The organism is Croceibacterium ferulae, assembly GCF_003660445.1.
Taxonomy (GTDB): Bacteria; Pseudomonadota; Alphaproteobacteria; order Sphingomonadales; family Sphingomonadaceae; genus Croceibacterium; species Croceibacterium ferulae.
The window spans coordinates 171,843-197,293 of sequence record NZ_QZVQ01000010.1 but is presented as its reverse complement, the minus strand read 5'-3'; the positions used below and the strand labels follow the sequence as shown (position 1 = coordinate 197,293).

Genomic DNA, 25,451 nt, shown 5'->3' with positions numbered 1-25,451 from the left:
GTGGGTTTACCCGCGCTCAACCGCTGGCCCGCGATGCCGGTTCCGCACTTGCTGCGCCTTTGCCTCTGCGGCAGGATTGCGGGCATCATCAACGGCAGGATGCTTCATCATGGCTGACACACCGGTGAAAGGCCCCGCTTCCTACTTCCCCTCCATTGAGCAGAAATACGGCAAGCCGATCGCCCACTGGCAGGACCTGGTGCGCGGCCACCTTCCTGCCAAGCACATGGAGCTTGTCGCCATGCTGAAGGACGACCACGGCATGGGTCATGGTCATGCCAACGCCGTGGTTGCGCATATGCTGGCGACGTACAAATCCTAGCGCGCGTCGCGGGCCCGGCCTGCTACTTTCGGCGTCGGCCCTGATGGCGGATGTTCGATGGGCGGCCGCGCTTGCCGGCAGGCGGGCGACCGGCATTGCCCTTGCGCTTTCCTTCCGGCCGGCTGCCGCGTGGTTCCACGGCGGCACCCTCGCCATCCGGAATCTCGAACTTGAGCGCACCGGTCAACGGATTGGCCTCGGCCAGCCGCAGGTCCAGCATGTCGCCCACGGCGTAGCGGGTACCGCTGTCCTCACCGATCAGCGCGCGGGCTGCCTCATCATGGCGGAAATATTCGCGACCCAGGGTCGATACGGGCACCAGTCCGTCACCGCCAAAGCCGGCAATGGTCGCGAAGAAACCGAACTTGGCCACCCCGGTGATCCGGGTGGGGAACACCTCCCCTACCCGTCCGGCAAGCCATGCGGCGACATAACGGTCGATCGTGTCCCGTTCCGCCTCCATTGCCCGCCGCTCGGTCTGGCTGATGGCATCGGTGATGCGTGACAGGTCGTCCCGATCGCGTTCCGACAGGCCGGTCGCAGGCGGCAGGCCGCTGCCGGGCTTCGGCTGTTCGAACCCGAAGGCATCCACCAGCGCCCGATGTACCAGCAGGTCGGCATAGCGGCGGATCGGGCTGGTGAAGTGGGCGTAGGATCCCAGCGACAGGCCGAAATGGCCGACATTGGCCGGTCCGTAATAGGCTTGCGTCTGGCTGCGCAGCACCGCCTCCATCACCAGCGCCTTCTCGCCCGGATCGGTGACGTCGCGGATCATTCGGTTGAACAGGCTGGGCGTGATCACCTGCCCCAGCGCCAGCTTCTGGCCGATGGTGGCGAAGTATTCCTTCAGGGCCAGCAGCTTCTCGCGCGTCGGCGGCTCATGAATGCGGTAGACGACTGGCGCGACCTTGCTCTCCAGCGCCTTGGCCGCGGCGACATTGGCCGCGATCATGAACTCCTCGACCACCCGGTGCGCATCCAGCCGCTCGCGCAACGCGACCTCGGCTATGCGGCCCTGCTCGTCCAGCATGACGCGCCGTTCGGGGAGCTCCAGCTCCAGCGGATCGCGTGCCTCGCGGGCGGAGTTCAGGGCGCGCCAGGCATCCCACAGATGCTTCAGGTGGTCAGCGGCGCTGCCATCGTCGATCCGGGCCTGCGCGTCTTCATATGCGATCACTTCATGGATGCGAACCAGCGCGCGCTGGAAGAACCATTCGGCGACGCGGCCGTCAGGCGTGATCGTCATGTGACAAACCATCGCCGCGCGCCGCTCGCCCTCTTTCAGGGAGCAGACATCGGCGCTCAGCACCTCGGGCAGCATGGGCACCACCCGATCGGGGAAGTAGACCGAGTTGCCGCGCCGGCGTGCCTCGCGGTCCAGCTCTCCGCCGGGGCGGACGTAGAAGGACACATCGGCGATCGCCACCACCGCACGCCAGCCGCCCCCCTGCTCTTCCGGCAGCGGCTCGGCCCAGATCGCGTCATCGTGGTCGCGCGCATCGGCCGGATCGATGGCGACGATCGGCAGATCCGTCAGGTCTTGGCGATGCGCCTCGCTCAAGGTCAGCTTCGCGGCCCGCTCTGCCTCCGCGATGGCGTCCTCGGGGAAGATGTGCGGGATGCCGTGCTTGTGGATGGCGATCAGTGAAAAGGCGCGCGGTGCCAGCGGATCACCCAGCACCTCCGTCACCTTTACCCCGGCACGGGGCGATCGGCCGGCGGGCTCCGCCAGCACGAGCTGGCCTTTCTCGGCCCCGCCCAGATCGGCAATGGGGGACGAGTTGCGGATGCGCTTGTCCACGGGAGCCAGCCACGGCTTGCCGGCGTCATCCAGTTCCACAACGCCCAGCACGGACTCGTGCTTGTTGGGCAGCACCTTCATGGGATGCGCGATCCAGCCCCGGCCGGTCTCCTCCGTCCGGGCGAGCACGCGATCGCCTATGCCCAGCGCCGAACCGCGCTGCTTTTCCTTCAGGCGCAGCCGCGGCGGCGGGGTGGCGTCGTCCGGTTGCCAGCTGTCGGGAATGGCGATTGCCTCCCCATCCTCCACGCTGACGACCCGCAGCACGGTGACCTTCGGCACACCGCCCATGCGGTGATAGGCCGTCTTGCCGCCGTCGATCAGGCCTTCTTCGGCCATGTCGCGCAACAGATGCTTGAGCTGGATCCGCTCCTGTCCCTTGAGGCCGAAGGCGCGGGCGATCTCCCGCTTGCCGGCGACGGTATCGCTGCCGGCGATGAAGTCGATGATCTGCTGCCGGGAAGGCAAGCCGTATTGCTGGTCGCGTAAAGACATGCACCGCATATGCGGACTGCCGCACCATGTCGCAACGGTGCTGCAGTAATGGCAACAGTCGGACGGCTTGCGTCCCCGGCCATGCGCCTTATTTGCTGCACTGCAACAATAACGGAAATCGCAGTTCATGATGGAAGCGGAGCGGTCGCCGCGCGTGGCATTGGTAATCCTGGCACTTGCCATGGGCGCATTCGCCATCGGCACTGCCGAGTTCGCGGCGATGAGCCTGGTGCCGTTCTTCGCCCGTGACCTGGGATTGACGGAGCCGCAGGCCGGCCATGCGATCAGCGCCTATGCGCTGGGTGTGGTGGTGGGCGCGCCGATCATCGCGGTGCTGTCGGCGCGGATTGCCCGCCGGCCGCTGCTGATGGGGCTGATGGCGCTTTTCGCCGCGGGCAACGGCCTGTCGGCTCTGGCGGACAGCTATGGCGTGCTGCTGGCATGCCGGTTTGTGGCCGGTCTGCCCCATGGCGCATATTTCGGGATTGCGGCACTGGTCGCCGCCTCGCAGGTCGCGCCGGAACGGCGGGCGCAATCGGTCGCCTGGGTAATGACTGGGCTGACCGTCGCCACGGTGATCGGCGTGCCGGCCGCCAACGCACTGGGGCAGGTGCTGGGCTGGCGCAGCGGCTTCATCATCGTGGCTGTGCTGGCGCTGCTGACAGTGGCGCTGGTCTTCCTGTTCGCGCCGCATCAGCCCGCCGACCGCAATGCCAGCCCGATGCGTGAACTGGGCGCGCTGCGCCGACCGCAGGTGATCCTGACCCTGCTGGTGGGCGCAATCGGCTTTGGCGGTTTGTTCTGCGTGTATACCTATGTCGCCTCCACCCTGATTCAGGTGACGGGGGTGCAGGAGGCCACCGTGCCGCTGGTGCTGGCGGTGTTTGGCGGCGGCATGACGGCAGGCAATCTGTTCTGGGCCTGGCTGGCGGATCGCATCGGGACACGCTCCGCCGTGATCGCGCTTGCGGTCAGCGCGGGCAGCTGCGCCTTGTTTCCCTTTGCGGCGGGCAATCTGTGGGCGCTTGTCCCGGTGGTTACCGTGATCGGCTTTGCAGGTGGCTGGGGCACCGTGCTGCAGGCGCGGCTGATGACGGTAGCCGGCGATGCGCAGGCACTGGCAGCCGCTGCGCATCACAGCGCATTCAACTTCGCCAACGCATTGGGTCCATGGCTGGGTGGTTTGGCGATCACCGCCGGCTGGGGACTGCCGGCCACCGGCTGGATCGGCACGGCCCTGTCGCTGGCGGGCCTGGCCGTACTGGTGCTGACGCTGGTACTGCTCCAGCGTCAGCAGCCCTCCCTCGCAATCCCCGCCTAATCAGTAGGCGCGGGCGACCAGGATCCGTTCCACCGCCGGGGCGCCGGTGAACAGGCACGCGCCATCCGGCTCTGCAGCATCCAGCGGCACGTTGCGGAAGGTCAGCTTGAGCGCCTTCAGCCGCTCCACCACTTGCTCCAGCTCCGCACCGGTGGGGCGCGCCCATTGCACTTCAACCCAGCCCGGGTAGCGCTGGTCCTCTGCAAAGAACGCGGCGAGTTGATCGAAGTCGGTGATCCCGCGTTCGATCCGGGCGTCCCGCTGCTCTATCGCCTGGGCCAGCATGCTGGCCTGGATGTCGGCCAGGATGTCCGCCAGCGATCCCGTGGCATCTTCGCGCTGCGGGCTGGCGAAGTCGGGCTTGCCAGCCTCATTCCACAACCGGTCGCGCCGCAGCAGGCTGACCCGCCCATGCTCCATATCGCGCGGACCCACCTCGATGATGATCGGGGCGCCGCGACGCACCCAGTCCCATCGCTTGGACGCCACCTTGCCGGGACGGCTGTCGAGCAGGACACGCAGCTTCTCGTCGAATGCCCACTCCAGCGCAGCGGTGCTCTTCAGCAGGTCGCAATATTCCAGCAGGGCGCCATCGCCTTCGTCGCCGCGCAGCATCGGCAGGATCACCACCTGCCACGGCGCGATCTGCGGCGGCACGCGAAGCCCGTCATCGTCGCCATGCGTCATGATCAGCCCGCCGATCATGCGGGTGGACATGCCCCAGCTGACCGTATGCGCCAGCTGCTGCGCACCACCGCGATCCTGGAACCGGATACCGGCGGCCTCGGCAAAGCTGGTGCCCAGATAATGCGAGGTGCCGGCCTGCAGCGCCTTGCCGTCCTGCATCATTGCCTCGATCGACCAGGTCTCGACCGCGCCGGGGAAGCGCTCGTTCTCCGGCTTTTCGCCCGCGATCACCGGAATGGCGCACTGGTCCTGCGCAAAGGCCCGGTACATTTCCAGCGCGCGCATGGTCTCGACCCGCGCATCCTCCGCCGCCTCGTGCGCGGTATGGCCTTCCTGCCACAGGAACTCGCTGGTGCGTAGGAACATGCGGGTCCGCATCTCCCACCGCACGACATTCGCCCACTGGTTGATCTTGAGCGGGAGGTCGCGCCAGCTCTGGATCCAGCGGGCCATCGCATCGCCGATGATGGTTTCGCTGGTCGGGCGCACGATCAGCGGCTCTTCCAGCTTCGCCTCCGGATCGGGAACCAGCCCGCCCTTGCCGTCCGAAATCAGGCGGTGATGGGTGACCACCGCCATTTCCTTGGCAAAGCCTTCGACATGCTCCGCTTCCCGCGTGAAATTGGCCAGCGGGATGAACAGGGGGAAGTAGGCATTGTCCACGCCTGCTTCCTTGATGCGCGCGTCCAGCAGGCGCTGCATCCGTTCCCATATGCCGTAGCCCCACGGCTTGATCACCATGCAGCCACGCACGCCCGACTCCTCGGCCAGATCGGCGGCGGAGACGACTTCCTGATACCAGCCGGCGAAATCGTCGGCACGGCGGGCGTTCAGGGCGTGGCGGATTGCGGACATGGCAGGCTTTCGGCTGGGGTGATCAGGTGGTGGCGCGCCTTGCCTGCGCTTGCCCTGCCTGTCGAGGGGGCAAACGCCACGCGGCGCCGCCCCCGTCCCTGCCGCTTACTTGCCCAGCTCGTCCAGCTTCTTCTGCATGGCTTCCATCTGCGCCTTCAGCAGCTCCAGCTCGCCATTGTCGGCAGCGGCCTGCACGGGCGCGCGTGGAGCGACGGAAGTGGCGGCAGCGTCGGCCGCGCGGCTTGCACGCGCCGCCGGGGGCATGAACGCCTCCGCAGCGGCCTGGATCATGGCCATGTTGGTCTCGGCCATCTTGGCAAAGGCGTCCGTACCCGGCGTCGCGCCCCAGCTGTCCTGCAACTTGCGCTGGTTCTGCCGGAAATTGTCCATCGCCGCCTCCAGATAGGATGGCATCATCGCCTGCATGGAATTGCCATACATCGCGATCAGCTGGCGCAGGAAGCTGATCGGCAGCATCTGCTCGCCCTGCGATTCTTCTTCCATGATGATCTGCGTCAGGATGGAATGGGTGATATCGCCGCCCGTCTTGGCGTCGAGCACCCTGAAATCCAGACCTTCGCGCGTCATGCGGGAAAGGTCGTCCAGAGTGATATAGCTGGACGTGCTGGTATTGTAGAGCCGCCGATTGGCGTACTTCTTGATGACAATAGGCTCTGCTCTGGGTTCTGCCCTGCCCGCGTCCTCTGCTGCCATGCGGCAATCCCCTTAACCTGCGATTATGCTGCACTTAGCATCTGCAGCATATGCGGTGCAACAAGTTGCTGGGCTACCCCGCCACAAACCGTTCCAGTCTGGGACCAAGCAGGGTCAGCAACTCATATTGACTAAGGCCGCTCGCCTGCGCGGCATCATGCAGGGTGTAAGGCACGTCCAGCCAGTCCCCGGGGCCAAGATGCGGCGCGGCCGATAGATCGGCGACCACCATGTCCATGGAGACCCGGCCCAGCAATGGCAGACGGTCCGTACCGGCGTGCAGGACGCCCCTTCCGCCCCACGCCCGCAGGTAACCGTCGGCATAGCCAAGCGCGACCGTCGCCACCCGCATGGGACCGGGTGCGGTGAATACCCCATTATACCCGACGCGATCGCCTGCATCCAGCTGCCGCACTTGCAGGATGCGGGCCTGCGGGAAAGCCACCTGCCGGATCTCGTCCGCCAACTCGCCGCGTGGCGTGCCTCCGTACAGGGCGATGCCAGGCCGGGTCAGGTCAAAGGCATAATCCGCTCCCAACGCAATGCCGGCACTGTTGGCCAGAGCGCGGCGGCCCGCCGATCGGGCGCCCGCGACCTGCCTGAACAGCGCCAATTGCTCGCGGTTCTGCGCACTATCTTCATCGGCCGAGGCAAGGTGGGAATGAAGCGTATGGACCTGCAATCGTGCAATGTCCGGCTCGTTCAGTTGCGAAGGCGGCAGGCCCAGCCGGTTCATGCCCGTATCGACCATCAGATCACACAGGCCACCGCCCGCACCCAGCCATAGCCGCGCCTGCTGCACACTGTTGATCACCGGCCGCACGCCGGTACCAAGCGCGTAAGCAGCATCCTCGGCCGTCACCGGCCCGTGCAGGACCGCAATCTGACCCGGCGGCAGATGGGCGAGCAGTGCGGGCACTTCGCACCAGTGGGCCACGAAAAAGTCCTGCACGCCCGCGTCGCGCAGGACAGGCACGACGTGCATGGCGCCCAGACCATAGCCATCCGCCTTCACCGCCGCGCCTGCGCGGGCAGCGCCGGACTTCGCATCCAGTGCCCGCCAGTTGCCGGCCAGCGCCTGCGGATCGATCCGCAGGCGTAAGGGTGCGGGGGGGGGCTGGATCATGCTCGGCTTTCTTCAACGAAATCGCGCGGCGGCCCCTTGGGCAGGCCGAACCAGGCAACCACCAATGCCACCACCAGCAGCACGAAGGTGTACCACAGCCCGGCCAGCAGGTCGCCCGTGCGCGCGACGATATAGGCGGAAATCAGCGGCAGGAAGCCGCCGAAATATCCCGCACCGACATGGTAGGGGATGGACATGGAGGAATAGCGGATTCGCGCTGGGAACATCTCCGTCAGCAGCGCCGCAACCGGACCGAACGTGGCCCCGGTCAGCGCCCCCAGCACGAACACGATCAGCACGATCCCGACCATGTTGGCCGCAGGTGGCACCTGGTCCGGGCCAGTAAAGCCACGGGCCGCCAGTTCACGCTCGATCAGTCCGGTGCTGCCGGCCGGGTTCGAAGCAGGGTCGTAACGCTCATCGCCGAAGCTGACCGACAGGGCGGGCGCTTTCTCGGCATCATAGGGGATGCCGCGATCGGCCAGCCCGGCCAGCAGCTGCGCGCATTCGCTCGCCTGCCGGCTGGCCAGCGGGTCATAGGCGCAGCCCGGCCCGGCGAAGGTGATCGGGTGGTCCCGCTGCGCAGCCGCCAGTTGCGGATTGGCCAGTAAACCCAAGCCCCAGAACAGTGGAAACAGCAGCACGATCGCCGCCAGATAGCCCCACAGGATCGGCTTGCGCCGGCCGATCCGGTCGGACAGCCGCCCGAACCATACCAATGTCCCGACAGAGGCCAGCGCGCCGACGCCTACCAGCACCTCCGCCACTGTATCCTCCACCCGCATCGGCCCTTTCAGGAACGACAGGGAGGCGAATATCGCGGTGTAGAAGGTGATGGTCAGCCCGCAGGTCACGCCGAACAGCGCCACCAGGATCCGCCGCTTGTTGCCGGGATAGGTGAAGCTTTCGACGAACGGGTTCGCGCTGGTGCGGCCTTCCGCCTTCATCGCGCGGAACACCGGGCTTTCCTTCAACTGCAGCCGCATCCAGAGCGATATCGCCAGCAATGCGATGGACAGCAGGAACGGCACGCGCCAGCCCCATGCGGCGAACTCCTCCGTCGGGATCAGCGCCCGGCAGCCGAGCACCACCACCACGCTCAGCACGAAGCCGGCAACCACGCTCGCCTGGATGAACCCGGTGTAGAAGCCGCGCTTCTCCGGCGGCGAATGCTCCGCCACATAGGTCGCGGCCCCGCCATATTCGCCGCCGAGCGCCAGCCCTTGGGCGATGCGCAGCAGGATCACGATGACCGGCGCGGCGAGACCGATCGCCGCCTCGTCCGGGATCAGCCCGACGCCGGCGGTGGCAATACCCATCAGCACCACCGTCACCAGGAAGGTGTATTTGCGACCCAGCCGGTCACCCCAGTACCCGAACAGCACCGCGCCCAGCGAGCGGAACCCGAAGCCGATGGCAAACCCTGCCCAGGTGAGCAGCAGTGACAGCGTGGCGTTGTCGCTGGGGAAGAAGGCCGCGGCGATGAACGGCGCCAGCGTGCCGTAGATGAAGAAATCGTACCATTCGAACAATGTGCCGGCGGAGGACGCGGCGATGACCAGCCGGATTTCCTTCGCATCCGGCTCATGCGTAGCCGCGCTCGCCATCATGCCCCCTCCCCTGTGTTCTTCGGCCGTGACTAGGCCGCAGAAGGCGCACGGGAAAGGGCGGATGCGGCGGCCTGCCAGGGCAGCAGGATTGCGCCATGGCGGCCGGGGAAGGCGCGCGCGGGTTCCAGCATGGCGAGATCCGGCCAGTCTGGCAGCGCCGCCTCGCCTGCCAGCCACCGGGCGATCTGCTGGTGCGCCATGACGATGCTGTCCGCTTCGCGCCCGACCGCAGCCCGGGCGAACAGGGCGGCCGCAGCCTGTCCGACCGCACAGGCGCACACCTGCAGGCCCAATGCCTCCACCCGCTGGGTTGCATCGAGCCGCAGGCCGACGCTCAGCGTGCTGCCACATGCAGGCGAGCGCGCCTGTCCGGTGACGTCGGCATCAGGGATCGGCGGAACGGCGGCCAGTTCCACCGCCAAGCCCAGCACTTCTGGCGTGTAGAGCTTCGCCGCGCTCATGCTGCGGCCTCCACGCCGTCCAGCATGGCGCGCTGTTCGCGGATCAGGTTCACCATCCAGTCGGCGCTGGCATTGACCAGCGGATAGGTGCGTGCCTCCGTCAGCCATTCGGGCCGTCCGCCCGCGCCCCAGATCGTGTCATAACCCAGCACCAGCATGGAGAAGGCCATGATGACAATCACGAACCCCTTCAGCATGCCGAAGCCGAAGCCCAGCACGCGGTCGAAGGGTGCCAGTGCGGAGCGGCGCGAAGTCTGCCCTGCATGGTTGGCGAGGAGCCTGAGGCCGAGATAGGGTACCAGCAGCAGCAGCGCAAAGGCCAGCACCGCCGCGCCGGACGTGCTGCCGATCGGATCGACCAGCCATTGCGTCAGGTCGGTGTGGAAGAAGCGGATGGCGATGATCGCCACCACCCAGGCGGCCAGCGACAACGCTTCCTGCACAAAGCCACGGGACAGGCCGCCGATCGCGGAGAGCCCAACCACCAGCAGCGCAAAGATGTCGAAACCCGTCATGCCGCCAGTGCCTATTGCCCGCCCATGATCCGGTCAACGAGGTTGGGCAGGCTGGCGAGATGCCGATGGTGCAGACCCGCGCCAACCTTGGCACTATCCACCGGCCCGTTGCTCTGGTCGAAGCCGAGCTTCGCCGCCTCCCGCAGGCGCAACGCAGCATGGGCGACCGGCCGGACTTCGCCCGAAAGCGAGACCTCGCCGAACCAGATGGCGCGGAGCGGCAGCGGCTTGTCCGCCAGCGCGCTCACCAGTGCCGCCGCGACCGCCAGGTCGGCAGCGGGATCGGACAGGCGATAGCCGCCTGCAACGTTCAGATAGACCTCCGCGCTGGAGAAGTTCAGGCCGCAGCGCGCCTCCAGCACGGCCAACAGCATGGCGAAGCGGCCGCTGTCCCAGCCAACCACCGCGCGGCGGGGGGTGGCGCCTGATTGCAGCCGCACGATCAGCGCCTGGACCTCCACCAGCACCGGCCGCGTGCCTTCCATGGCCGGGAACACGGAGGTGCCGGCCACCGGGTCCTCCCGGCCCGAGAGGAACAGGGTGGACGGGTTGGCAACCTCCTCCAGGCCTTCGCTTTCCATGGAGAACACGCCGATCTCGTCCACTGCGCCGAACCGGTTCTTCAGGCTGCGCAGGATGCGGTATTGGTGGCTGCGCTCCCCTTCGAAGCTCATGACCACGTCGACCATGTGCTCCAGCACCCGCGGGCCGGCGATCGTGCCATCCTTGGTGACATGGCCGACCAGCACCAGCGCGACGCCGCTTTCCTTGGCATAGCGGATCAGTTCGAACGCGGAGGCGCGCACCTGGCTGACCGTGCCGGGCGCCCCGTCGATCGTGTCGGAATGCATGGTCTGAATTGAGTCGACGATCAGCAGCGCGGGCGGGTCGTCATCGTGCAAGGTGGTGAGGATATCGCGCACGTTGGTTGCTGCCGCCAGTTGCAACGGCGCGTCAGCCAGCCCCAGCCGGGAGGCACGCAGGCGGACCTGCCCGGTCGCCTCCTCGCCACTGATATAAACTGCCCGGGCGCCGGTGCGGGCCACGCTGGCGGCCGCCTGCAGCAGCAGCGTCGACTTGCCGATGCCCGGCTCGCCGCCCATCAGGATGGCGGAGCCAGGCACGATCCCACCGCCTAGCGCCCGGTCGAATTCGGCCAGCCCCGTGCTGCGGCGGGCCAGCGGCACGGTGGGTGCGTCCAGCGTCTCGAAAGTGACCGCCCGCCCACCGCTGGACAGGTCATGCCGGGTGGAGAACACGGTGGCCGGCGCATCCTCCACCAGCGTGTTCCACTGCGAACAGTCGACACACTGCCCCTGCCAGCGATGCGCGACGTTGCCGCATTCGGTGCAGACATAACGCCGCTTCGCCTTTGCCATGACCTGCCTCTATGCCGAACAGAGCGGGAACGCAAGCAGGCGTCAGCTGGTGAAGGCGCCCTTCAGACGCTCGAAGAAGCCGCGGCTTTCGGGGCACTCGTCACCCGTTTCCGTATCCTGGAACTCGCGCAGCAATTCCTTCTGCCGGGCAGACAGATGCGTGGGGGTCTCCACCACAATCTCCGTCACCAGATCGCCGCGGCCGCGCCCTTGCAGCACCGGCATGCCGGCGCCACGCTTGCGCAGCTGCTTGCCTGACTGGATCCCGGCCGGGATGGTGATGGCATGGGTTTCGCCATCCAGACCGGGGATCTCGATCGTTCCGCCCAAAGCTGCCGTGGTGAAGCTGAGCGGCACGCGGCTGAACAGCGCCGTGCCTTCCCGCTGGAATACGGAATGTGCCTTCACGTGGATGAAGATGTAGAGATCGCCCGGCGGCGCGCCCATCGGTCCGGCCTCACCCTTGCCGCTCAGGCGAATGCGCGTGCCATTGTCCACGCCGGGGGGAACGTCGACCTGCAATTCCTGCACCTTGTCGACCCGGCCTTCGCCGCGACAGGCGCGACACGGGCGTTCGATGATCTCGCCACGGCCATGGCAGGTCGGGCATGCCCGTTCGATCACGAACAGGCCCTGCTGCGCGCGCACCTTGCCATGACCATGACAGGTGGGACAACCGCGTCGCGATGTACCGGGTTCCGCCCCGGTGCCGCCGCATGGATCGCAGGCGACCGACACCTCCACCTTGATCTCGGTGGACTTGCCGTGGAACGCATCCTCCAGCCCGATCTCCATGTCGTAGCGCAGGTCGGCCCCGCGCCGAGGGCGGGCACCGCGCCCGGCACCGCCGCCGAACGCGCTGCCGAAGATCGTCTCGAAGATATCGCCGATATCGCCGAAATCCTGGCCACCCTGGCCATGACCTCCGCCACCGCCGTGCGTAAAGGCAGCGTGACCATAGCGGTCATAAGCGGCCCGCTTCTGCGGATCCTTCAGGCAATCATAAGCGACGCTGATCGCCTTGAAGCGTGCCTCGCACTCCTTGTCGCCCGGATTGCGATCCGGGTGCCACTTCATGGCGAGCTTGCGGTAGGCGGACTTGATCGTCGCCCCGTCTGCGTCGCGGCTCACTTCGAGCAGTTGGTAGAAATCAATCTCGGTAGTGGACATGTCCAAACCCCCAACCGGCGCCACCGCCGGGGCATCGTGCCCCAACGGTGACTGCGGTTTCCATTGTCAGGACAATCAGGCCTTCTTGTCGTCTTCGACTTCGGAGAACTCGGCCTCGACGACCTCTTCTCCATCGGCCTGTGCCCCATCGGCAGAACCGGAAGCGCCAGCGGACGCTGCCTGCTCCTGTTCGTAGATGGCCTGACCCAGCTTCATCGCGACCTGCGCCAGCGCCTCTGCCTTGGTGCGGATGGCAGCGGCGTCGTCGCCTTCCAGTGCAGTCTTGGTCTCGGCGATGGCCGCCTCGATCTCCGCCTTCACGCTGGCGTCGACCTTGTCGCCATTGTCGTCCAGCTGCTTCTGCGTGGAATGGACGAGGCTGTCGGCCATGTTCCGCGCTTCGGCGCTTTCGCGGCGCTTCTTGTCCTCGTCAGCGAACTTCTCGGCATCACGCACCATCTGCTCGATGTCGTTGTCGCTGAGGCCGCCGGAGGCCTGGATCTTGATCTGCTGTTCCTTGCCAGTGCCCTTGTCCTTGGCGGACACGTTCACGATGCCGTTCGCGTCGATGTCGAAGGTCACTTCGATCTGCGGCACGCCGCGCGGCGCCGGCGGAATGCCGAGCAGGTCGAACTGGCCCAGCATCTTGTTGTCGGTCGCCATCTCGCGTTCGCCCTGGAACACGCGGATGGTCACCGCCTGCTGGTTGTCGTCCGCCGTGGAGTAGACCTGCGACTTGCGGGTCGGGATCGTCGTGTTGCGGTCGATCATCTTGGTCATGATGCCGCCCAGCGTCTCGATGCCCAACGACAGCGGGGTCACGTCCAGCAGCAGCACGTCCTTGACGTCGCCCTGCAGCACGCCCGCCTGGATCGCCGCGCCCATGGCCACGACCTCATCCGGGTTTACGCCGGTATGCGGCTTCTTGCCAAAGAACTGCTCCACCACTTCGCGAACCTTGGGCATGCGGGTCATGCCGCCGACGAGGATCACCTCGTCGATGGCGCCCTTGTCCAAGCCGGCGTCGGCCAGCGCCTTGCGGCACGGCTCCAGCGTGCGCTGGATCAGGCCGTCGACCAGCTGCTCCAGCTTGGCGCGGGTGATCGTCTCCACCAGGTGCAGGGGGGTGGACGAACCACCTTCCATGCGGGCGGTGATGAAGGGCAGGTTGACCTCGGTCTGCTGGCTGGAGGACAGCTCGATCTTGGCCTTCTCCGCCGCTTCCTTCAGGCGCTGCAGGGCCAGCTTGTCCTTGCGGAGATCCATGTTCTCCTTCTGCTGGAACTGCTCGGCCAGATACTCGACCAGCGTGGTGTCGAAATCCTCGCCACCCAGGAAGGTGTCGCCGTTGGTGCTCTTCACCTCGAACACGCCATCGCCGATCTCCAGCACGGAGATGTCGAAGGTGCCGCCGCCAAGGTCATAGACGGCGATGGTCTTGCCGTCGTTCTTGTCCATGCCATAGGCGAGCGCCGCCGCGGTCGGCTCGTTGATGATGCGCAGCACTTCCAGACCCGCAATCTGGCCGGCATCCTTGGTCGCCTGGCGCTGCGCGTCGTTGAAATATGCCGGAACGGTGATGACCGCCTGGGTGACCGTCTCGCCCAGATAGGATTCAGCCGTTTCCTTCATCTTCTGCAGGATGAAGGCGCTGATCTGCGACGGGCTGTACTCGGTACCGCCGGCCTCGACCCAGGCGTCGCCGTTCTTGCCGCGCACGATGTCGTACGGGACCAGCTCCTTGTCCTTGGTGGTCAGCGGATCGTCGAACCGCCGGCCGATCAGGCGCTTGATGGCGAACAGCGTGTTGTCCGGATTGGTCACCGCCTGCCGCTTGGCCGGCTGCCCGATCAGGCGCTCGCCATCGCGGGTGAACGCGGTGATGGAAGGCGTGGTCCGCGCGCCTTCGGAATTCTCTACGACCTTGGGCTTGCCCCCATCCATCACGGCCACGCAGGAATTCGTCGTGCCGAGATCGATACCGATAACTTTCGCCATGGTTACCCCATTTTCCTTCTACTGGTTGGACGCCGCGCTGCTGGTTCCCCTGCGGGAGGCAGAACCGGTCGGCGGCTCGGAATGCGCGGGCGATATAGGGCGTGGCCTGCTTGGCACAAGAGTGGCCCGCCGCTATGCCGCCCACCAGCCATCCCCGGAGAAATGCGCATGCCGATCACCGCCCTGCACCGCCCCGTAACTGCCGCGATGCTTGCTTGCGCTGCCCTGCTGCCGGCAGCCTGCAAGCAGGAGGCGCCGCCCGCGCACGAAGCCGCCGATATCGTGCCCGGTGCGCCGGAGGCGCCCGATGGCATCAGCGTGACCGATGCCCGTCTGATGCTGCCGCCGGTCAGCGGAAATCCGGGCGCCGTCTATTTCGACATTGCCAATGCCAGCGATCGCCCTGTGTCCGTCGCGGCAGCCGCGGTTACCGGCGCAGGCATGTCGATGCTCCACACCACCCGCATGCAGGGCAGCAGGGCTGCAATGGAGCATGTCGAAGAGGCGGCTGTCCCGGCCGGCGGAACGATCAGTTTCGCGCCCGGCGGCCTGCATGTGATGGTGCACGATCTCGGACCTGGCGTCGTCGCCGGCAGCACGGCCGAAGTGACACTGACGTTTGCCGATGGCGACAAGGTGAGCTTCCCGGCCGCCGTGCAAACCGTGGGGGGCGGCTCCTGACGTTGGACGGCTGCACCTGTCCGCCCGGCGGACAACGTCCGTTGACAAAGGGCGAAGTGGAGCTCGCACGGTCGGTCTTCGGCAATGCGGTCGATTATGCGCCGGTCACGATCCGCCGACGCAAGTTCTTCCCGTTTCAGCCACGGCAGGTGGCGATGGCGCCATGTGGACACATCCACTTCCACCCGGGAGCCAGCGCCTATTGCGACGATTTCGCCGCAGCCTCCCTGTCACGGCAAGGATTGTTCATCCATGAACTGACGCATGTCTGGCAGACGCAGAGGCGCGGGCGCTTCTATCTGCCGGTGCATCGGCATCCGTTCTGCCGGTACGACTACAGCCTGAAACCGGGCTGGTCCTTGGAGCGCTACGGGATCGAGCAGCAAGCCGAGATCGTGCGCCATGCCTTTCTGCTGCGGCAGGGGGCCACACTGGCCGGGGTCGGAGACGCTCGCGCCTACGAGATGCTGGTCCGCTTTCCCGGCCAGGTGAAAAGGCTGCGCTCCGGCGAGGAGCGCAGCCCATGATTATCGGGGACGGACCGGGTAACCCTGCGTGCCGTAGCAATCGTCATCCAGACGACCGCGGCGATCATAGCCGTCGCAGCCATCGTTCTTGTCGACGAAGGCACCCGCTGCGCCACCGGCAGCGGCACCCACCGCAGCTCCGGTCAGGACGTCACCGCCGGTGATCGCGCCGATCGCCGCGCCAGCAGCCGCGCCGACGCCGGCACCTTCCGCAGCATAATTCTCGGCACATGCGCTGAGCGAAAGTGCGGCGACGGTGGACAGCGTAAGTGTGCGAATGATCATTGGAATGCTCCCTGGCGACCTAAGTGATACCATGCAAAACAGCCACACCGCTGCTATGTTCCACCGTCCACACCATCGCCGCACCGGTTCGGCGCAGGCGACCGTTGCCAGCGTTACTTGTCGATCAAGGCACCACCAACCGCGCCGGCAGCGCCGCCAACAGCCGCGCCCGTGCCGACATCGCCGCCGCTGACGGCGCCGACGCCCGCACCCGCGGCCGCACCGGCCAGTCCACCCTCGACAGCATGATTGTTTGCGCACGCGCCGAGCGACAGGGCCGCGGCGGCAGAGGCGATGGTGGCGAACAGCATACGATTGGTCATGAAAAACTCCGCAAGTGTGTTTCCATCACTTACGAAAACCGATCGGCCAAGTTCCCGCCTGCCGATCAGTCCGGCTTGCGCGCGACACCCACCATGGCGGGCCGCAACAGCCTGTCGCGGATCATGTAACCGGCCTGCATCTCCTGCACCACAGTACCAGGCTCCGCATCGTTGCTCGGGATCTCCAGCATCGCCTGATGCAGGTTCGGATCGAGCGGCATGCCCATGGCGGCGACGCGGGTGATCCCGTGCTGGGTGAACACCTTGTCCAGCTCACGCTGTGTCGCCTCGATGCCGGCGACCAGCCCCTTGAACTTTTCGTCGCTACGCAGATCGGCCGGCACGGCCTCGATCGCGCGGGAAAGATTGTCACCGACCGAAAGGACGTCGCGGGCAAAGCCGGTCGCGGCATAGGCGCGGGCGTCAGCCATGTCCTTTTCCAGCCGGCGGCGCACATTCTGCGTCTCCGCCCGGGCATACAGCACGTCCTGCTTCGCGACGGCGAGCTCCTCGCGCAGCGCGGCCAGCTCATCCGACCCGGCCTGCGTCTCTTCGCTCGCCTCGGTCACGTCCAGTTCGGCGGCCTGATCCTGCGTGTCATCCATGTTGTTCATTGCAATCCCGTTAACCTATCCGTCTGCCCAGAGAGCGGGCGGTGAAATCCACCATGGGCACAACCCTAGCGTAATTCAACCGGGTCGGCCCGATCACGCCCAGCACACCGACCACCCTGCCCTCTCGGTCACGATAGGGGGCGGCGATCACGCTGGAACCCGACAGCGCGAACAACCGGTTCTCGCTGCCGATGAAGATGCGGGTCGATTCCGCCCCTCGCGCGCTGTCCAGGAGATCGGCCACGGACTGCTTGCTTTCAAGATCGTCGAGCAGGGACCGAACACGTTCAATATCGCCCAGCGTGGTCTCGTCCAGCAGGTTGGCCTGCCCGCGCACGATCAGCACCGGGCGGCGTGCCGCATCCTGGCTCCACACCGCAAGTCCGCGGCCCACCAGATCCGCGGAGACACTGTCCAGTTCGGAACGCCTCGACGCGATCTCCCCTTCCATCGCCCGCAGGGCTTCCGCCAATGTGCGACCGACAAGCCGGGCGGAGATGTAGTTGGATGCCTGCTGCAATGCACTGGCCGTGACATCGCCATCAAGTTCGACGATGCGGTTCTCCACCGTCCCGTCCAGCCCGACCAGCACCGCCAGCGCGCGCGCACTGTCCAGCGCAATCAGGTTCATTTGCGCCAGTCTGGGCTCCCGTCGCGGAACCAGCACCATGCCGGCCGCGCCTGAGATGTCCGACAGGACCGCACTCGTCGCCTCCAGCGCGGCTTCAACGGGCCCGGGGCTGGCGAGACGCTGCTCGATGGCGGCGCGCTCTTCCCGCGTCGGCTCGGCCACCTGCATCATGCCGTCCACGAACAGGCGCAAGCCCTGTTCCGTCGGCATCCGCCCGGCGCTGGTATGCGGCGCCGCCAGCAGGCCAAGATGCTCCAGTTCCGCAAGCACGGAGCGAATGGAGGCCGGCGACAGGTTGATGCCGCGCCCCTGCGCGATCGTCTTCGACCCCACCGGCAATCCGGCGTCGAGATAGCCTTCGACCACGAGGCGAAAGATGTCGCGCGCGCGGTCGGTCAGTTCGGATATCGAGGGCTGGGCCATGACAGGGAGTGATCTAGGCGCTAGAGCCGACACAAGAAAGCTCTCCATACCTGATTTGAGGATCATTCATGCGACCATCCGGCCGTGCGCCCGACGAAATGCGCGCCATCACCATCGAAACCGGCTTCACCAAGCATGCTGAAGGCTCCTGCCTGATCGGCTTTGGCGACACCCGCGTGCTGGTGACTGCCAGCGTGGAGGAGCGGGTGCCGCCGTTCCTGCGCGGCAAGGGCCAGGGCTGGGTGACGGCGGAATATTCCATGCTGCCCCGCGCCACGCACACCCGCGGCAGCCGGGAAGCGGCAAAGGGCAAGCAGAGCGGTCGCACACAGGAAATTCAGCGACTTATCGGCCGATCCTTGCGCTCCGTGGTAGATCTGCAGAAGCTTGGCGAGCGCCAGATCACGCTGGATTGCGACGTGATCCAGGCTGATGGGGGCACCCGGACAGCCAGCATCTCCGGAGCATGGGTTGCCCTGCGCATTGCTGTGAACAAGCTGATGGCATCGGGTGCGCTGTCGGTCGATCCGATCCTGTCCAAGGTGGCAGCGGTCAGCTGCGGCATCCATGAAGGCACTCCGGTGCTCGACCTCGACTATATCGAGGACAGTGCGGCCGATGCCGATGCCAACTTCGTGCTGCTGGAAGGTGGCAAGATCGCCGAGGTGCAGGCGACTGCGGAGGGCGCATGCTACGACGAGGAGGCGCTGCTGCGCCTGCTGCGCCTGTCGCGCATGGGCTGCGACCGGATCTTCGCCGCGCAAGAAGGGGCGGTGCGCGGGTGATACGCCGCCTCGGCCCCGGCAAGCTGGTCATTGCCACGCACAATGCAGGCAAGCTGAAGGAAATTAGCGCCTTGCTGGCGCCCTTTGGCACGGAATGCATCAGTGCCGGGGCACTTGGCCTGCCGGAGCCGGCAGAAACCGGCACCAGCTTCACCGCCAATGCGCTGATCAAGGCGCATGCGGCCGCCAGTGCATCCGGCCTGCCGGTCCTCGCCGATGATAGCGGCCTGTCCGTGACGGCGCTGGATGGCCGGCCGGGCGTGTACACTGCGGACTGGGCCGAACGGCAGTGGTTCGAAGGCGCGCCGGGCCGCGACTGGTTCATGGCCATGGGCAAGGTCGAAGGGATGCTCTGCGCGATCGGCCCCGACACACCGCGCGATGCGTGGTTCACCAGCGTGCTCGCCCTCGCCTGGCCGGATGGCGAACAGGCCACCTATGAAGGTCGGGTGGACGGCGCGCTGACCTGGCCGCCACGGGGCACGCTGGGCTTCGGCTACGATCCCGTCTTCGTGCCCGCTGGGGAAACCCGCACCTTTGCGGAGCTGGAGCCTGCGGAGAAGCAGGCCATCAGCCACCGCGCCGCCGCCTTTGCGAAGCTGGTGGCCGGACAGTTCGGCACCTGACCACCGGCATGGCCCGCGCGCTCTATATCCATTGGCCGTTCTGTCTGAAGAAATGCCCCTATTGCGACTTCAACTCGCATGTTCGGGCCGTTGTGGACGAGGCGCAATGGCGCGAAGCCCTGCTGGCGGACATGCGGCACGAAGCTGCGATCGGCGCGGGCGAGCCGCTGCAGTCGATCTTCTTCGGCGGCGGCACGCCTTCCCTGATGCCGCCGGCACTAGTCGCTGCCCTGCTGGCCGAAGCGGAACGCCTGTGGGGTTTCACATCCGACATCGAAATCACGCTGGAGGCGAACCCCTCCTCCGTCGAGGCAGACCGGTTTGCCAGCCTGGCTGCCGCGGGCGTGAACCGAGCTTCGCTGGGCCTGCAGGCGCTGGATGACGACGCACTGCGGTTTCTCGGTCGTCTGCATGGCGTCAGCGAGGGCCTTGCGGCACTGGGCGTGGCACAGGCCCATTTCGATCGGGTCAGTTTCGACCTGATCTATGCCCGGCCCGGTCATGATCCGGACAGCTGGGTGCGAGAGTTGCGCCGCGCGCTGGCCCTCGGCACCGGGCACCTGTCACTGTACCAATTGACGATCGAGGAAGGCACACGCTTCGCCACCGATGTGCGGCAAGGCGCCTTTACGCCGCTGGACGATGATGCAGCGGGGGAGCTGTTCACGCTCACCCGTGAACTCACCAATGCCGCCGGCCTACCCGCTTACGAGATCAGCAATCACGCAAAGCGGGGCGAAGAGAGCCGGCACAATCTGACCTATTGGCGGTACCAGGATCACTGCGCCATCGGCCCGGGCGCCCACGGCCGCCGCTCCGGCCGCGCGACGGAGCGGCACCGCAAGCCGGAGAACTGGCTTGCCGCCGTCGCGCGCAACGGTCACGGCATCCAGCATGAACGCACGCTGGGGGTGCAGGAACAGGCATCCGAAGCCCTGCTGATGGGCCTGCGCCTGGCCGAAGGCATCGACCTAGCCGAACTCTCCACCCGCTTCGCGATCGCTCCCGATGCTTTGGTGAATGCGCGCAAGCTCGGCTTCCATCAGATGAATGGCCTGATCTGGCGGCAGGGTCAACGCTTTGGCGTGACGGAGGCTGGCATGCCGCTGCTGGATGCGTTGCTGGGCGAAGTGGTGGCGGACGACCTGGTCGGCGCATGACCCGCGCGGACATCCTCTCCGCATGGCACGATCATCTGCACCACCACCGGCGGCTGTCCCCTCACACGGTGCGGGCATATGGCGCCACGGCGGCGCGTTTGCTGGACATGGTGGACGCGACCGACTGGCGCGCACTTGTCGCGCTCGATGCCCACGGCCTGCGCGATCAGCTGGCGAGGCGGCGGGCGCAAGGGATCGGCAATGTTTCCGCCGCGCAGGAGCTGTCGGCACTGCGCGCCTTTCTCGCCTTCGCCAGGGCACAGGTCGGCAGCAGCGACACCGCCCTGCCCCGCATGCGTGGGCCGCGGATCAAGCGGGGTCTGCCGCGCCCGGTCTCGCCCGACGACGCGCTGAACCTGGCGGCTACCGTGGCGGAAGAGCCCGAAGCGGCATGGATCGGTGCCCGCGATCGCGCGGTGCTGCTGCTGATGTACGGCGCCGGCCTGCGCATCGCCGAGGCATTGTCGATCACCTGTGCCGACCTGCCCCTGGGCGAGACATTGCGGATTACCGGCAAGGGCAGCAAGCAGCGGCTAGTACCGATCCTGCCCGTGGTGGCGGAGGCGGTCGCCACCTATGACGCCCTGTGCCCCTGGCCGCGCAGCCGCGGTGACCAGCTGTTTCGTGGTGCCAAGGGCGGTCCGTTGAGCCAGGGCATGGTGCAGAAGGCAGTCGCCCGGGCGAGGATCCTGCTGGGCCTGCCCGCCAGCGCCACGCCGCATGCCTTACGCCACAGCTTCGCCACGCACCTGCTGGGCAATGGCGCCGATCTGCGTTCCCTGCAGGAACTGCTGGGCCATGCCAGTCTCGGCTCCACACAGATCTACACGCAGGTCGATGCAGCCACCTTGCTGGACACATACCGCAACGCCCATCCGCGCGCCTAGCCGCGCTCCGCGCGCGGCTTCCAAGTCAGCACGCGATAGAGGTAGAGCAGCACGCCCAGCCCGATCGACCCCACGATCACCCAGGTCATCACGCCCTCATAGCGCTCGATATAGGCGGCAAGATACCGGCCGCCGAGGATCAGGGCGGCATTCCAGATCGCCGATCCGGCAAAGGTGAAGATCAGGAACTTGCCCACCGGCATCCGCATCAGCCCGGCCGGCAGCGAGATCATCGTGCGCAGGACGGGCGAGAAGCGCAGCGCGAACACCACCCAATGACCATACCGCCGGAAGAACCCGCTCGCACGCTCGATATCTTCCCACTCCAGCGTCAGCCAACGGCCCCAGCGGCTTATCAACGGCTCGAGTCGATTGTAGCCGAAACGATGACCGATCCAGAACCAGACGTAATTGCCGGCCGTGGTGCCGAGCGTGCCGACGATCAGCAGCGGCCAGAAATCCATCGCTCCCCGGGCGACCAGGATTCCGCCAAGCCCCATGATCAGTTCTGACGGAACAGGCGGGACAATGTTCTCCAGCGCCATCAGCAGGGCGATACCGAGATACCCTCCCCGCTCGACGATCTCGATGATCCACTGGTCCATCCGGTACGAACGGACAACCCGGTGAAAAGGTGCCGTTCAGCCCTGCCGCATCGCGCCGTGGCGACTCTCGATCGCGTCCCAGATGCGCGCGCCGGTGTCGGTGCCGTTGAAGCGGTCGATGGCGACGATGCCGGTCGGGCTCGTGACGTTGATCTCCGTCAGCCACTTGCCGCCGATCACGTCGATGCCCACGAACACCAGCCCGCGCCGCTTCAGCTCTGGCGCCAGCGCGGCGCAGATTTCCTCTTCGCGCGCCGTCAGCCCGGCAGCCTCGGCGTAGCCGCCTTGCGCCAGGTTGGAACGGAACTCGCCTTCGCCAGGCTTGCGGTTGATCGCACCCGCGAACTCGCCATCCACCAGCACGATGCGCTTGTCGCCGGCGGCCACCTCCGGAAGGAAGGGCTGCACCATGAACGGCTCCGGCCACATCTGGCCGAACAGCTCGGTCAGGGCGGACAGGTTGGTACCGTCCGCCTCCACCCGGAAGATGGCCTTGCCGCCATTGCCGTGCAGCGGCTTCACCACCACCGCGCCGTGGCGCTGCTGGAAGGCACGCACATCGGCGATGTCGCGCGCCACCAGCGTGGGCGGCATGAAGCGGGCATAGTCCAGCACCCACATCTTCTCGGGCGCGTTGATCACTTCCCGCGGGTCGTTCACGACCAGCGTCGTACCGCGCAGTCGGTCGAGCAGCAGCGCGGCGCTGATATAGCCCAGGTCGAAAGGCGGATCCTGGCGCATGAGGATCACGTCGATATCGGCGGCGAGGTCGATCTTCTCCGGTTCACTCAAATCCTCGATATGATCGCCGGCGACCCGGCGCACCTTCACCGCACGGCCCCACGCACAGATGCGGCCATCCTCCCACGACAAGGTGCGCACATCATAGTGCCACAGACGGTGCCCGCGCGCCTGCGCCGACAGCATCATGGCGAAGGTGGAATCACCGGCGATATTGATCGTGTCGAGCGGGTCCATCTGGACCGCGACGCGCAGGCTCATTGTGCAAACTTCCCTATGGCTGCCAGGCATTGGTGATGTGGTCGGGCGTGCAGCCCGGCGCAAGCAGCATCACGTCAATCCGCATGTCTTCGCCGCCGGCCACATATTCATGGCCGATTGCGGCAACTGCTGCGGCGACGCGGCGCAGCCGGTATTCGTCGATGGCAAAGGCCAGGTCGGCCGCCCGTGCCCGCCACTTCACTTCGATGAAGGCGACCAGCCCCGGCTGCCGCGCCACGATGTCAATCTCGCCCGCCTTGGTCTTGCGACGGCGGTCGAGGATCGTCCATCCTTGCGCGACGAGCCACTCTTCCGCCTCCCGCTCCGCCGCACGGCCACGCGCTTCAGCCTGCTGCCGCTTCATCGGCTCTGCAGTTCCAGCGCGCGGGCATACAGTGTGCGGCGATCCTGGCCGGTCATCCGTGCGGCCTCCCCCGCCGCGTGGGACGGCTTGTGGCTCGCGAGCAGCTCGATCAGCAGCGCATCCACGTCGATCGCCTGCCCAGTTTGCTCTGCCGGAGGGCCGACCAGCAACACGATCTCGCCGCGGGGCGGATGCGCGCGGTAGTGCTCGATGAGCTCCTCCGCAGTGCCCGTCCGGCACTCCTCGTGCAGCTTGGTGAGCTCGCGCGCGACCGCGACCTCCCGGTCGGGCAGGTGCTCACCAATGGCCAGCAGGCTACGCTCCAGCCGGGGGGCAGTCTCGAAGAAGATCAGCGTGGTGCGTACGGGCGCCAGCTCGTCCAGCACCTCGCCACGGGCCTTGTCCTTCACCGGCAGGAAGCCGGCGAACAGGAAGCGGTCGCTCGGCAAGCCGGACAGTGCCAGGCCGGTCACAGGCGCACTCGCACCGGGGATGACGGTGATGGGCACGCCGACGCCGCGCGCCTCCCGCACCAGGCGGTACCCGGGATCGGATACCAGCGGCATGCCCGCATCGCTGACCAGCGCCACCGCGCGGGTCGCCATGGCATCCAGCAGGCGCGCGCGATCCTCCGCCGATGCGTGATCGTCATAGCGCCACAGCGGGCGCGCGATCTGCAGATGGCGCAGCAGCTTGCCGGTGACCCGCGTATCCTCGCAGGCGATTGCATCGCAGGCGGCCAGCACCCGCGCGGCACGCACGGTTATGTCGCCGAGATTGCCAATCGGGGTCGCGACTATATACAGGCCGGGAGACAGGGTCTGGGGATCATCGGCGTCGCTCACGCAGGCGCTTGTGGCCGCATGACCGCCCGAGCACAAGATCGACAGGGAGCGGCTCGTCCAAATGCTGGCACTCATCAGGCGCGGCCTCGCTGCGTTTCTTCTTACGCTGTTCCTCGCCGCCTGCCAGGTGATCCCGGATGCCGGGCAAGGTCCGGCTACCACCGCACCGCCGCCGCAGGTCGAAGGGCCGAGCGAAGGCGTGCTGCCGACGGATGATGCGCGGCACCGAGTCGCGATCCTGGTGCCGCTGTCGGGTGACAATGCCAATGTGGGCCGCGCGATCGCCAATGCCGCAACCATGGCGCTGATCGACACCAATGCCCAGGGGCTGCGCATCACCTCCTACGACACCGCTGGCGGCGCTGCGAGCGCCGCGGCAGAGGCGCTGGACAATGGCAACCGGCTGATCCTCGGCCCGCTTCTGTCGGAGGACGTGGCGGCCGTCGCTGCCGCAGCCCGGCCCGCCGGCGTGCCGCTCATCGCCTTTTCCAACGACAGTGCCGTCGCCGCGCAGGATGTGTTCGTGCTGGGCCATGTGCCCGAACAGTCCGTTGCCCGCACGGTCGCCTACGCCATGCAGCAAGGCGCGCGCAGCTTTGCCGCGCTGGTGCCGCAGGGTGCATATGGCGACCGCACCGCCGCCGCCCTGACCCGTGCGGTAAGTGCCGGAGGCGGCACGCTGGTCGCCAGCGAGCGCTACGATCGCGGCAACACATCGATCGTCAGCGCAGCCGGACGCCTGCGCGCGCGCGAAGGCTATGATGCGGTGCTGATCGCCGACGGCGCGCGACTCTCCGCGCTGGCCGCCGGTGCATTGGTGCGTGGCGGAGTGCGACCCAACCTGCTCGGCACCGAGCTGTGGAGCGGGGAGAGCACGATCGCCAACGCCTCCGCCATGAACGGCGCGTGGTTCTCCGCTGTCTCGGACGACCGCTTTCGGCAGTTCGTCACGTCTTACAAGTCTCGCTTCGGCGACACGCCGCCGCGCATCGCCACCCTTGGCTATGATGCGGTGCTGCTGACGTTGCGCGTGGCGCGGGACTGGCGCCATGGCAGCCCCTTCCCCGTGGCTGCGTTGCGCGCGCCCGACGGTTTCCTGGGTCTTGACGGTCCGTTCCGCTTCGGCGCGGACGGCGTGGGCGAGCGGGCGATGGAGGTGCGGCAGGTCGGCGACGGCACGGTCACGGTGATCGACGCCGCGCCGACACGCTTCTAGGCGGATAAGCGGGCGCGCGGTCT

General features: G+C 66.8%; 27 protein-coding genes. 9 read left to right on the top strand and 18 right to left on the bottom strand.

Features of this window, described 5'->3' with window-relative positions:
- Window positions 1-109 precede the first annotated feature (109 nt).
- Window positions 110-322 (top strand): DUF4287 domain-containing protein, encoded by a 213-nt coding sequence (locus tag D5S08_RS13510; RefSeq protein ID WP_121119411.1) that lies wholly within the window; start codon window positions 110-112, stop codon window positions 320-322.
- A 22-nt stretch (window positions 323-344) separates the two neighbouring features.
- Here the strand turns inward: D5S08_RS13510 and D5S08_RS13505 are convergent, their stop codons facing one another.
- A complete protein-coding gene (locus D5S08_RS13505; RefSeq protein WP_421757466.1) occupies window positions 345-2,627 on the bottom strand; it encodes a ribonuclease R family protein in 2,283 nt (760 codons plus the stop codon).
- Window positions 2,628-2,745: 118 nt separating this feature from the next.
- On the opposite strand from D5S08_RS13505, the gene D5S08_RS13500 reads away from it, so the two are divergent.
- Window positions 2,746-3,939 (top strand): MFS transporter, encoded by a 1,194-nt coding sequence (locus D5S08_RS13500; RefSeq protein WP_121119407.1) that lies wholly within the window; start codon window positions 2,746-2,748, stop codon window positions 3,937-3,939.
- On the opposite strand, the gene D5S08_RS13495 is transcribed toward D5S08_RS13500, so the two are convergent.
- The 9 genes from D5S08_RS13495 to dnaK all read right to left on the bottom strand — a co-directional run bounded on the left by D5S08_RS13495 (window position 3,940) and on the right by dnaK (window position 14,454).
- The gene (locus tag D5S08_RS13495) at window positions 3,940-5,481 is read right to left on the bottom strand and encodes an aminoacyl--tRNA ligase-related protein (RefSeq protein ID WP_121119405.1); all 1,542 of its coding nucleotides are present in this window, start codon (window positions 5,479-5,481) and stop codon (window positions 3,940-3,942) included. It lies immediately after the preceding gene.
- A 105-nt stretch (window positions 5,482-5,586) separates the two neighbouring features.
- Window positions 5,587-6,195: a polyhydroxyalkanoate synthesis repressor PhaR gene (gene phaR / locus D5S08_RS13490; RefSeq protein ID WP_121119403.1), complete on the bottom strand. Its 609-nt coding sequence runs from the start codon at window positions 6,193-6,195 to the stop codon at window positions 5,587-5,589.
- Window positions 6,196-6,268: 73 nt separating this feature from the next.
- Complete coding sequence (locus D5S08_RS13485) at window positions 6,269-7,321, bottom strand: alanine racemase (RefSeq protein WP_121119401.1); 1,053 nt, start codon at window positions 7,319-7,321, stop codon at window positions 6,269-6,271.
- A complete protein-coding gene (locus D5S08_RS13480) occupies window positions 7,318-8,928 on the bottom strand; it encodes an MFS transporter (RefSeq protein WP_421757468.1) in 1,611 nt (536 codons plus the stop codon). The genes D5S08_RS13485 and D5S08_RS13480 overlap by 4 nt, the downstream gene beginning before the upstream one ends.
- Window positions 8,929-8,960: 32 nt before the next feature.
- Window positions 8,961-9,392, bottom strand: coding sequence for an iron-sulfur cluster assembly scaffold protein (locus tag D5S08_RS13475; protein ID WP_121119397.1), 432 nt, complete (start codon window positions 9,390-9,392; stop codon window positions 8,961-8,963).
- On the bottom strand, window positions 9,389-9,907 hold the full coding sequence (locus tag D5S08_RS13470) for a CvpA family protein (protein WP_121119395.1): 519 nt from the start codon (window positions 9,905-9,907) through the stop codon (window positions 9,389-9,391). Before D5S08_RS13470 ends, D5S08_RS13475 begins: the two co-directional genes overlap by 4 nt.
- A gap of 11 nt (window positions 9,908-9,918) precedes the next feature.
- Window positions 9,919-11,286: a DNA repair protein RadA gene (gene radA / locus D5S08_RS13465; RefSeq protein WP_121119393.1), complete on the bottom strand. Its 1,368-nt coding sequence runs from the start codon at window positions 11,284-11,286 to the stop codon at window positions 9,919-9,921.
- A gap of 42 nt (window positions 11,287-11,328) precedes the next feature.
- Entirely contained in the window at window positions 11,329-12,456 is a 1,128-nt protein-coding gene (dnaJ, locus tag D5S08_RS13460) for a molecular chaperone DnaJ (RefSeq protein WP_121119391.1), read from the bottom strand.
- Window positions 12,457-12,531: 75 nt separating this feature from the next.
- Window positions 12,532-14,454 (bottom strand): molecular chaperone DnaK, encoded by a 1,923-nt coding sequence (dnaK, locus tag D5S08_RS13455; RefSeq protein WP_121119389.1) that lies wholly within the window; start codon window positions 14,452-14,454, stop codon window positions 12,532-12,534.
- 168 nt (window positions 14,455-14,622) lie between these two features.
- Here dnaK and D5S08_RS13450 point away from each other — a divergent pair, with 168 nt between their 5' ends.
- Both D5S08_RS13450 and D5S08_RS13445 read left to right on the top strand, forming a co-directional pair.
- Entirely contained in the window at window positions 14,623-15,135 is a 513-nt protein-coding gene (locus D5S08_RS13450; protein WP_162301980.1) for a copper chaperone PCu(A)C, read from the top strand.
- A gap of 41 nt (window positions 15,136-15,176) precedes the next feature.
- Window positions 15,177-15,662 (top strand): vgr related protein, encoded by a 486-nt coding sequence (locus D5S08_RS13445; RefSeq protein ID WP_241557407.1) that lies wholly within the window; start codon window positions 15,177-15,179, stop codon window positions 15,660-15,662.
- Here D5S08_RS13445 and D5S08_RS13440 read toward each other — a convergent pair whose 3' ends face one another.
- The 4 genes from D5S08_RS13440 to hrcA form a co-directional block, all read right to left on the bottom strand.
- The gene (locus tag D5S08_RS13440; protein WP_175578939.1) at window positions 15,663-15,947 is read right to left on the bottom strand and encodes a YMGG-like glycine zipper-containing protein; all 285 of its coding nucleotides are present in this window, start codon (window positions 15,945-15,947) and stop codon (window positions 15,663-15,665) included.
- A gap of 113 nt (window positions 15,948-16,060) precedes the next feature.
- Window positions 16,061-16,270, bottom strand: coding sequence for a YMGG-like glycine zipper-containing protein (locus tag D5S08_RS13435; protein ID WP_175578938.1), 210 nt, complete (start codon window positions 16,268-16,270; stop codon window positions 16,061-16,063).
- A gap of 65 nt (window positions 16,271-16,335) precedes the next feature.
- The gene (locus D5S08_RS13430) at window positions 16,336-16,875 is read right to left on the bottom strand and encodes a nucleotide exchange factor GrpE (protein WP_175578944.1); all 540 of its coding nucleotides are present in this window, start codon (window positions 16,873-16,875) and stop codon (window positions 16,336-16,338) included.
- A 19-nt stretch (window positions 16,876-16,894) separates the two neighbouring features.
- Window positions 16,895-17,938, bottom strand: coding sequence for a heat-inducible transcriptional repressor HrcA (hrcA, locus tag D5S08_RS13425; protein ID WP_121119380.1), 1,044 nt, complete (start codon window positions 17,936-17,938; stop codon window positions 16,895-16,897).
- Between the two features lie 68 nt (window positions 17,939-18,006).
- On the opposite strand from hrcA, the gene rph reads away from it, so the two are divergent.
- Genes rph through D5S08_RS13405 form a run of 4 tightly spaced genes read left to right on the top strand, consistent with a single transcriptional unit; the run spans window position 18,007 to window position 21,396 of the window.
- Entirely contained in the window at window positions 18,007-18,723 is a 717-nt protein-coding gene (rph, locus tag D5S08_RS13420; protein WP_121119378.1) for a ribonuclease PH, read from the top strand.
- A complete protein-coding gene (gene rdgB, locus D5S08_RS13415; protein ID WP_121119376.1) occupies window positions 18,720-19,349 on the top strand; it encodes an RdgB/HAM1 family non-canonical purine NTP pyrophosphatase in 630 nt (209 codons plus the stop codon). Before rph ends, rdgB begins: the two co-directional genes overlap by 4 nt.
- A gap of 8 nt (window positions 19,350-19,357) precedes the next feature.
- Window positions 19,358-20,509, top strand: coding sequence for a radical SAM family heme chaperone HemW (gene hemW / locus D5S08_RS13410; RefSeq protein ID WP_121119374.1), 1,152 nt, complete (start codon window positions 19,358-19,360; stop codon window positions 20,507-20,509).
- The gene (locus D5S08_RS13405; RefSeq protein WP_121119372.1) at window positions 20,506-21,396 is read left to right on the top strand and encodes a tyrosine recombinase XerC; all 891 of its coding nucleotides are present in this window, start codon (window positions 20,506-20,508) and stop codon (window positions 21,394-21,396) included. Before hemW ends, D5S08_RS13405 begins: the two co-directional genes overlap by 4 nt.
- On the opposite strand, the gene D5S08_RS13400 is transcribed toward D5S08_RS13405, so the two are convergent.
- The 4 genes from D5S08_RS13400 to rsmI are packed head-to-tail and all read right to left on the bottom strand — an operon-like array spanning window position 21,393 to window position 24,212.
- Window positions 21,393-22,001: a DedA family protein gene (locus tag D5S08_RS13400; protein ID WP_121119370.1), complete on the bottom strand. Its 609-nt coding sequence runs from the start codon at window positions 21,999-22,001 to the stop codon at window positions 21,393-21,395. The genes D5S08_RS13405 and D5S08_RS13400 overlap by 4 nt on opposite strands.
- 36 nt (window positions 22,002-22,037) lie before the next feature.
- Window positions 22,038-23,003 carry a glutathione synthase gene (gene gshB, locus D5S08_RS13395; protein WP_121119367.1) on the bottom strand — a complete coding sequence of 322 codons (966 nt, stop codon included), beginning with the start codon at window positions 23,001-23,003 and terminating at the stop codon, window positions 22,038-22,040.
- Between the two features lie 13 nt (window positions 23,004-23,016).
- Entirely contained in the window at window positions 23,017-23,367 is a 351-nt protein-coding gene (locus D5S08_RS13390) for a YraN family protein (RefSeq protein WP_121119365.1), read from the bottom strand.
- Window positions 23,364-24,212, bottom strand: a complete 849-nt coding sequence (gene rsmI, locus D5S08_RS13385) for a 16S rRNA (cytidine(1402)-2'-O)-methyltransferase (protein WP_241557406.1) — start codon at window positions 24,210-24,212, stop codon at window positions 23,364-23,366. The genes D5S08_RS13390 and rsmI overlap by 4 nt, the downstream gene beginning before the upstream one ends.
- A 61-nt stretch (window positions 24,213-24,273) precedes the next feature.
- Between rsmI and D5S08_RS13380 the strand changes: the two genes are divergently transcribed.
- Window positions 24,274-25,428: a penicillin-binding protein activator gene (locus tag D5S08_RS13380; protein WP_121119364.1), complete on the top strand. Its 1,155-nt coding sequence runs from the start codon at window positions 24,274-24,276 to the stop codon at window positions 25,426-25,428.
- The last annotated feature ends 23 nt before the right edge of the window (window positions 25,429-25,451 follow it).